This is a genomic window from Nesterenkonia salmonea (genome assembly GCF_005771525.1).
GTDB lineage: Bacteria > Actinomycetota > Actinomycetes > Actinomycetales > Micrococcaceae > Nesterenkonia > Nesterenkonia salmonea.
Window position 1 is genome coordinate 37,394 of sequence record NZ_VAVZ01000030.1, and the last position, 7,662, is coordinate 45,055.

Below are 7,662 nucleotides of genomic sequence, written 5' to 3' on the forward strand. Positions count from 1 at the left end.
AGAGAGATGACTGCCACTACTGCAGAACAGCCCACAGAGGCCGTGCAGCCCGGCGCGACCGGTCGGGTCGCCCGTGTCATCGGCCCGGTGGTGGACATTGAGTTCCCCGCCGACGCTATTCCAGGTATGTACAACGCGCTCACCGCTGAGCTGACCCTCGGCGGAGAGACCAAGACAGTGACCTTTGAGGTCGCTGCCCACCTGGGTGACAACCTCATTCGCGCAATCTCCCTCCAGGCCACTGACGGCCTGGTCCGCGGAGTCTCTGTGCATGACACGGGAGCGCCGATCTCCGTGCCCGTAGGGGAAACGGTGAAGGGTCACCTCTTCAACGTGCTGGGCGAGACACTGGATATGCCCACATCAGAGCTCGAAATCACCGAGCGTTGGCCCATTCACCGTGAAGCTCCAAACTTCGCGGCCCTCGAGGGATCCACTGAGATGCTGGAGACCGGCATCAAGGTGATCGACCTCCTCACCCCTTATATCAATGGTGGGAAGATCGGTCTCTTCGGTGGTGCAGGTGTGGGCAAAACCGTCCTCATCCAGGAAATGATCACCCGTGTGGCCCGCAACTTCGGTGGCACCTCGGTGTTCGCCGGAGTCGGTGAGCGCACTCGTGAGGGAAATGACCTCTGGGTGGAAATGGAAGAAGCAGGTGTCCTCAAAGACACCGCCCTCGTGTTCGGCCAGATGGATGAGCCACCAGGAACGCGTCTGCGTGTGGCGCTGAGTGCATTGACCATGGCGGAGTACTTCCGTGATGTGAAGAACCAGGACGTCCTGCTGTTCATCGACAACATCTTCCGCTTCTCGCAGGCAGGCTCTGAGGTTTCCACACTTTTGGGTCGTATGCCATCGGCTGTGGGCTACCAGCCAAACCTGGCCGATGAGATGGGTGTACTCCAAGAGCGCATCACCTCCACCCGTGGTCACTCCATCACCTCGATGCAGGCTGTCTATGTCCCCGCTGACGACTACACCGACCCGGCCCCGGCCAATGTGTTCGCACACCTTGACGCCACCACAGAGCTTTCCCGTGCTATTGCGTCTCGTGGTCTGTACCCGGCGGTGGACCCGTTGACCTCCACCTCCCGCATCCTGGACCCGCAGTACATAGGCCAGGAGCACTACGACTGCGCCACTCGGGTGAAGCAGATCCTGCAGAAAAACAAGGAACTGCAGGACATCATCGCGATCCTCGGTGTGGACGAGCTCTCGGAAGAGGACAAGATTGTTGTGTCCCGGGCACGCCGCATCGAGCAGTTCCTTTCGCAGAACACCTACACTGCCGTCCAGTTCACCGGTGTTGAAGGTTCTACTGTGCCCATCAAGGACACCATCGAAGGCTTCAACGCCATCGCCAATGGTGACCTTGACCATGTCCCAGAACAGGCCTTCTACAACATCGGCGGTCTGGATGATGTCGAGCGTAAGTACGCCGAGATGCAGAAGCAGGGCTGATCCTGATGGCTACACTTGACGTACAAGTCGTTGCGACCGACCACGCGGTGTGGTCAGGTGAAGCGAAGTCCCTCACCGGCCGCACAATTGAAGGCGACATCGGGATCCTTCCCGGACACACGCCGGTGCTTGCTCTCCTGGCCGAGGGAGAACTTGTCATCGAACCAGTCGAAGGGGGCACAGTAAAGGCGCACGTCAAGGGAGGGTTCTTCTCCGTGGACTCTGACAAGATCACTGTTGTCGCCGATGAAGCGGATGTGTCTGAGTAGTCCCTAGCAACGCTCTATATCTGTCTCATCTGATGGCCCCGACACATGTTGGGGCCATCAGTGTTTGAGTTCGTGGCCACGGGTTCTCCGGTAGGATCAATAACCGTGCGATTAGTGATTGCCAGTTGCTCAGTCAACTACTCTGGACGTCTGAACGCCCATCTCGCGTTGGCCAAACGGCTCATCATGGTCAAAGCCGATGGTGCCGTGCTCATTCACTCCGACGGTGGTTCCTATAAGCCGCTCAACTGGATGTCACCCCCTGCGGTGCTCAAAGTCTCAGATCCCGATGAGCATCAGGCAAAAGCTGGTATTCAAGAAGTCTGGACGGTCTCGGCAGAGAAGTCTGATGACCAGCTCAGCATCCTGATCACTGAAATCCACCATGAGATTGCTCATGAGCTGGGCACGGACCCCGGATTAGTCAAAGACGGAGTAGAGGCTGATCTGCAGCGCCTGCTCGCGGAGCAGATTGAACGCCTCGGTGATGGACATACGCTCATTCGCCGGGAACATGCCACACCCATCGGCCCCGTCGACATACTCGCCAGAGGCCCCGGCGGGGTCGTTGCTGTCGAGCTGAAACGCCGAGGTGATATCGACGGCGTCGAGCAGCTCACGCGCTATCTGGAGCTCCTCAACCGCGATCCACTCCTGTCGCCGGTCGCAGGTGTCTTCGCTGCCCAGCAGATTAAACCCCAGGCTCGGACACTCGCCGAGGACCGGGGAATTCGCTGCGTGGTTCTGGACTATGACGAGATGAAAGGTGAGGAGTCCGGAGCTCCCCGACTTTTCTGAATCGAAACCCGCACCTCCTCCAGATACTCAGGCGGAGATCCGCCAGCAGTGAGTGTGCCAGTGGCGGCGCTCGGAAGCCGCACTGTCATCGCCGAAAATCCAGTCGGCACGCCATGCGACAATATGGGCGGTCCCGATGCTGATTGGCGTGGTGCAGGCGGGACAGACGTATTCTTTGGTGGCAGCTAGGCCGGAGATATGCCGGACGTAGTACTCACCGTCCCGACGCTTCACGCGTGCCGAGGTGAGGCCGCCCGGTGCCATCGAGTTGGCGGTCAAAGGACGGTGCTGCTGCTGCCATTTGGAGCCGCCGCGACGTCGTCCTTTTCCTTTTCCCACCGTCCTATTCTTGCAGAGTGTCGGCTGACCCAGTCGAGTGCTCGTGAGTTCTTCTTGGGAGAGTGGCGGCGTTGAGACCTTTGAGCTCAATGGGTGCACCCTGCGTGGTGTAAGTGATGGCAGTGCTGACCCTGAGGGTGTAGCCACCCATCAGGGGAATGGTTCTGGGCCGGCCTGAACCGCCACCCGTTGGGCCGCCCTCCACCGAAACGTTGTCCAGATCCGCCAGGGGTTGAAGAAAATCTTCGGCTGCCGAGTAGGTCATCGAGTCTACGAGTATCCGAAGGTGTGCAGGAGAGGTGGTGGCCTTCGGATTCAACCAGATCGGGTAGTGCGCAGATAGTGACCCGCGGGCGTTCGAGTACCGGACACTTCCATACTCGCCCGGTTCTCTGATCAGCATTCGGCGGCACGCGTCCGCTGCGACCAGGTTTCCACCGGTGTTTCCTCTCAGGTCGAGAACCACAGTCGCCTCATCGCTGAGACTCCGCAGTCCTGCGCACAGCAAAGCAGGTGTTGATTTCTCGAAACGTGCTACGCGCAGAGTCGGTCCGTGCCTGGATACGGACGGCATGGCAGGCGGAGGGGGCTCCTGCCACTCCACAGTGCGGCCCCGACCGTCGCGTGCGCTGAACGTGCGTGGCGCTGAGCCCATCGTCATAAACCGGCGCGCGGCAACTTCGGCGTGCTGTTGTGGTGACGCGCCCGTGGTCGCTAACCACAGGTGCGGGCTCTCGACATCCATGAGCCAGCCAACACGGACTCCCGCTTGGAAGGCTCGGGAATCGTCAGGGACGCTGAGAAGCGCGGCTCCCGCCAGCGTCATCTCAGCACGATAGGGCGGGTGGCTCACGCTCCCTGGGGCACGCACGGCAGTATGGGCGTCGCCAAGTTCCGCCACCCAGCGTTGAGCCATGTGCCAGAACGCGCCACCGCGAAGCGAACCCAGGTCGGAGTAGCGAGAACAGATGCGGTCCCATGAGAGACCACGGAGAGTAAAGTACGGGTAGGTGTTCGCAATCTCGGATGAGATCCTCGCGGCCACTTCTGCATATGTCCTGCATTCTGAACATTGGGCGGAAGATGTGGGGGAATGCGCAAGGCTATGAAGCAGCTGGAGCGTCTCGGCGAAATCAGCCGGGCGGCGGACCCTGCTGATCAACCGAAGGTTCTCAGTCTCGGCATGCAGCGAAGAGGCCGATATCCCAGGTTGGACGTTGACCTGCCACACGTTCCGCCTGCGCTGACTCGGCGGAGCAAACTCCATAGGCTGACCAAGAACAGCTTCGAACTCTCTGCTTTCGAGTTCTAGCAGGTCACGCAGACTCTCAGTGCCGGGTAAGCCCAGGATTTCACAGCGCACGCTCTGGTCGAAGGTTGGGAGCACCATATTCTGAGACTATGGGAAGGTGAGATCAGACCGCCGCCTGAAAATTACCTGAATTGTAACCATATCGTTATGTTCTGTATTCTAGAGAGTTGGACATTCATGGTCGGGGTTCCAGATGCCCCGTTCCGCTACTTCTAAGGACGACACCTCAGTGCGATTCGTTTACGCCATTATTGCTTTCGTCGCCGGTTTGGCGCTGCTCGGCTTGGGCATCCACCAGTTGACCGCGGAGACGGAGGAGACTCACGTCATCGAGACGGAAGGGTCAGAGGACGCTCCCTTCACCGTCATCACCAACGACGTGATCGACGCGGAGGCGGGCCGTGAGGAGTTCACCATTGAAGCGGAGGGGGAATACCTCATCGCCGTCGGCCGGACCTATGACATCGAAGCATGGCTCGATGATGCCGCCCACAACCGCATTACCGGTATTGAAGACTCTGAGGATCCAGGACAGTCGTCGAGGATCACTGCCGAGTACATCGACGGTGAGACCGATGTTCCGGACCCCACCGACTCCGATCTGTGGGTCAGCGTTGAGACCGCTGAGGGTGAAATGCCATACCGCTGGGACACCCCTGATGAGGAAGGCGATTGGGCGCTCCTCATCTACCGTGAGGACGATCAAGCAGCCCCCGCCGCTATCACGGCAACCGAAACCGTGACCTACTCCCACACGGGAGGCGTCGCGCTGCTCATCAGCGGATCCTTGGTTATCCTCCTAGCACTTGGGCTCTTCTACTGGGCTGTAGGCGCGCCGCGCCGCAAAAAGGAAGCCGCCGCCGCGGCAGCAGCCTCATCTGCCCCCGCAACAGACGTCAAAGGCGCCGAAGTGGCTGAACCAAGCGAATCGGCCACGCCGGCAGACGACGATGCGACACAGGAGTTTGTCCCGGCATGGACAACACCCCTGGTCGAGACCGGACAGCAGGAAACGGTGGAAGACACACCCATTCATGCAGAGGACGACGACGCCGAGACCCCGCAGGACGACGACACGTCTGAGGTCCCGGCCCACGCGGTCACAGAATCATCAGCGCAGGACCACGACGATCACGACCAGGACGACGATCACGACGACGAGGACATCGACCCCATGGACGCGCCGGATACCTCTACTCCAGCAACCCAGGAGAACAGCGAAAAGCTCTCCGGTTGGGCGCAGGGATTGCGCGACCGCCTCGGCGGAGGAAAATCCCCATTTGCAGTAGTGCTCGCTGTACTGGTGGCCCTGGCCTCCGGCATGGGTCTGGCGGGGCCGGCTCACGCTGATGAAGACGAAGACGGCACCGATGCCGACTCGGAGCAGACTGATGAAGACACTCCTGAGCAGGACGAGGCGCTGGAGGAGGATGAAGACAGCGACGTTGAACTGGACGATCCGGCCGATGTGGACGCTGAGGACCTCCAGGATGAGGAGGGCACCCAGGAAGAACCAGGCGTCGAAGGTGAAGTGCCCTCAGAAGGCTATTCAGTATTGCTGGGTTCGCAGCTCGAGAACATCATGGAGGATATCGCACAGGCGGTGGAGGCCGGTGATGAGGAACGTGACACTGAGCTCCTTGAGGACCGTGTAGCCGGGGATGCCCTCGGCTATCGCGAATTGGCCTACCGCAACTATGATCTGGCCGAGACCTCCATGCCTGCACCGATCGGTACAGAGGTGCTCTCTGCTGCAGTCACCGGTGACGCTGAGTTTCCCCGTCAAGCGGTGGTCATAGTCGAACATCCCGACACCGAGGTTCCCCAAGTTCTGATCATCGAGCAGGCCTCAGCCCGGGAGAACTACAAGCTCGTCCACACAGCAATGATGGCTCCCGGGACAGAATTCCCCGCCTTCTCCGCCGAGCAGGGTGGAGTCTCCACCATTTCACCTGGCGACGCCGAGGACTCAGGTACTCCCGCATCCGCACTTCAGGGAGTCTCACGATGGTTCGTTGATGAGGATCATGACTTTGGGGACCAGATGGCCGAGAGCGTCTACATCGATGCTCTGCATGAGTACCATGACGAGCTCACCGAGGCTGCAGACGACACCGAAATCGAGTTCGACAACCCAGAAGTGGACTTGGAGAACGCTTCAGCCTTAGAACTGCCAGACGGAACCGTCGTGGTAGCGGGCTCGTTCGACATGACCATGGAAATGTCCCCTATTGGTGATGGCGACACTATTTTCCTAGAGCATGATCTGGTGGTGGAGATCGTCGGGACAGACTGGACCACTTTCCCCACCCGCATCACTTCGCGCGAATTCGTGGTCCTCCATATCCCGCCGGAAGACTCGGAAGAAGAGGCTGTGCTCGTGGGCGTGGACAACCTCATCTCCGACGCATCGATCAACACACCAGAGTGGTTTGACGACTACTAGAACGCCGTGAACCTTGAACGGTAAGATGGCGAGCAATGAATGACAATCACTCAGCCAACGACCGTTCCGTCAATGCTCACGGCGCAGTAGACCTCTCCACTTTGGCCGAAAAATCGGCCCAGCAGGCCCCGGCAGGGCAGCAGCCTGCCGGTACTCAGGGTTCCTGGGTCGTGTCGGTGGCGCCGCAGCAGCTTCAGCAGATCGTCCAGCTGTCAGCCCAAGTGCCCGTCCTGGTGCTGATCCATGGCGATGATGTGACTTCGCAGCAATTCGCCGCAACCTTGGAAAAGGCGGTGGACTCTCATCAAGGGCGGATGGTAATGGCGACCATCAACGCGGCCTCCGCTCCGGAAATCGCTGAACAGGCCGGGAACCTTCCTGTGGTGACAGCCTTTCTCTCCGGTCAGCCCGTAGGGGAGTTCGACGCCTCGGCACCAGTCGAGCAGCTTCCCGAGGTTATCGGTCAGATCCTGCAGTTGGCGACGCAGAACGGCGTCACAGGAACCGTCCCTCCGCAGTCTCAACGCGGAGGTCAGGAACCAGAGGCAGAGCCTGAGCTGCCGCCACTACACCGCAAAGCTCATGAGGCCCTCGAGAACGGCGATTACGACGGAGCTGCTGAGGCTTTCGCCGAAGCACTCAAGGAAAAACCCGACGATTCCGATGCCAAGCTGGGCCTCGCCCAGGTCCAGCTCATGAAGCGAACCAAAGATGTCGATGTCGCCGCAGTGCGTCAGCGCGCAGCGGACAACATGGATGACGTTCGAGCCCAGACCGACGTCGCTGACGTAGACGTACTGGGAGGTCATGTCGAAGACGCCTTTCAACGCCTCATTCGGTACATTCAGACGCACCCAGGTGAGGGGCGTGAAACAGCGCGGAAGCACCTGGTTGAGCTCTTCAGCATCGTAGGGGACACAGATCCGCGAGTTGTAGCAGCTCGGAAAAAGCTCGCAACAGCTCTCTTCTAGTGGTGTGTCTCCAAAATAGGTTATTGCTTTGGTGTTAACCTTGGGTATGGCTAATAATCCTGC

At 59.7% G+C, this 7,662-nt stretch carries 7 protein-coding genes; 5 read left to right on the forward strand and 2 right to left on the reverse strand.

Annotated elements, in window-relative coordinates; genetic code table 11:
• The first annotated feature begins 6 nt into the window (after window positions 1-6).
• From atpD to nucS, 3 genes are all read left to right on the forward strand, one after another.
• Window positions 7-1,464 (forward strand): F0F1 ATP synthase subunit beta, encoded by a 1,458-nt coding sequence (gene atpD / locus FEF26_RS11075; RefSeq protein ID WP_138253599.1) that lies wholly within the window; start codon window positions 7-9, stop codon window positions 1,462-1,464.
• 5 nt (window positions 1,465-1,469) lie between these two features.
• Entirely contained in the window at window positions 1,470-1,733 is a 264-nt protein-coding gene (locus FEF26_RS11080) for a F0F1 ATP synthase subunit epsilon (protein WP_138253600.1), read from the forward strand.
• A 105-nt stretch (window positions 1,734-1,838) separates the two neighbouring features.
• A complete protein-coding gene (gene nucS / locus FEF26_RS11085) occupies window positions 1,839-2,531 on the forward strand; it encodes an endonuclease NucS (protein ID WP_138253601.1) in 693 nt (230 codons plus the stop codon).
• 27 nt (window positions 2,532-2,558) lie between these two features.
• Here nucS and FEF26_RS11090 read toward each other — a convergent pair whose 3' ends face one another.
• Together FEF26_RS11090 and FEF26_RS11095 are read right to left on the reverse strand one after the other, a co-directional pair.
• On the reverse strand, window positions 2,559-2,870 hold the full coding sequence (locus tag FEF26_RS11090) for a hypothetical protein (RefSeq protein WP_243730539.1): 312 nt from the start codon (window positions 2,868-2,870) through the stop codon (window positions 2,559-2,561).
• A gap of 4 nt (window positions 2,871-2,874) precedes the next feature.
• Complete coding sequence (locus FEF26_RS11095; RefSeq protein WP_138253602.1) at window positions 2,875-4,260, reverse strand: S41 family peptidase; 1,386 nt, start codon at window positions 4,258-4,260, stop codon at window positions 2,875-2,877.
• Window positions 4,261-4,375: 115 nt separating this feature from the next.
• Here FEF26_RS11095 and FEF26_RS11100 point away from each other — a divergent pair, with 115 nt between their 5' ends.
• Entirely contained in the window at window positions 4,376-6,628 is a 2,253-nt protein-coding gene (locus tag FEF26_RS11100; RefSeq protein WP_138253603.1) for a hypothetical protein, read from the forward strand.
• 35 nt (window positions 6,629-6,663) lie between these two features.
• Complete coding sequence (locus FEF26_RS11105) at window positions 6,664-7,599, forward strand: tetratricopeptide repeat protein (RefSeq protein ID WP_138253604.1); 936 nt, start codon at window positions 6,664-6,666, stop codon at window positions 7,597-7,599.
• The last annotated feature ends 63 nt before the right edge of the window (window positions 7,600-7,662 follow it).

Excerpts from the sequence above, each read along its gene's own strand:
- atpD (WP_138253599.1), top strand. The coding sequence starts at position 7 with ATGACTGCCACTACTGCAGAACAGCCCACAGAGGCCGTGCAGCCCGGC.
- FEF26_RS11080 (WP_138253600.1), top strand. The coding sequence starts at position 1,470 with ATGGCTACACTTGACGTACAAGTCGTTGCGACCGACCACGCGGTGTGG.
- FEF26_RS11095 (WP_138253602.1), bottom strand. The coding sequence starts at position 4,260 with ATGGTGCTCCCAACCTTCGACCAGAGCGTGCGCTGTGAAATCCTGGGC.
- FEF26_RS11100 (WP_138253603.1), top strand. The coding sequence starts at position 4,376 with ATGCCCCGTTCCGCTACTTCTAAGGACGACACCTCAGTGCGATTCGTT.
- FEF26_RS11105 (WP_138253604.1), top strand. The coding sequence starts at position 6,664 with ATGAATGACAATCACTCAGCCAACGACCGTTCCGTCAATGCTCACGGC.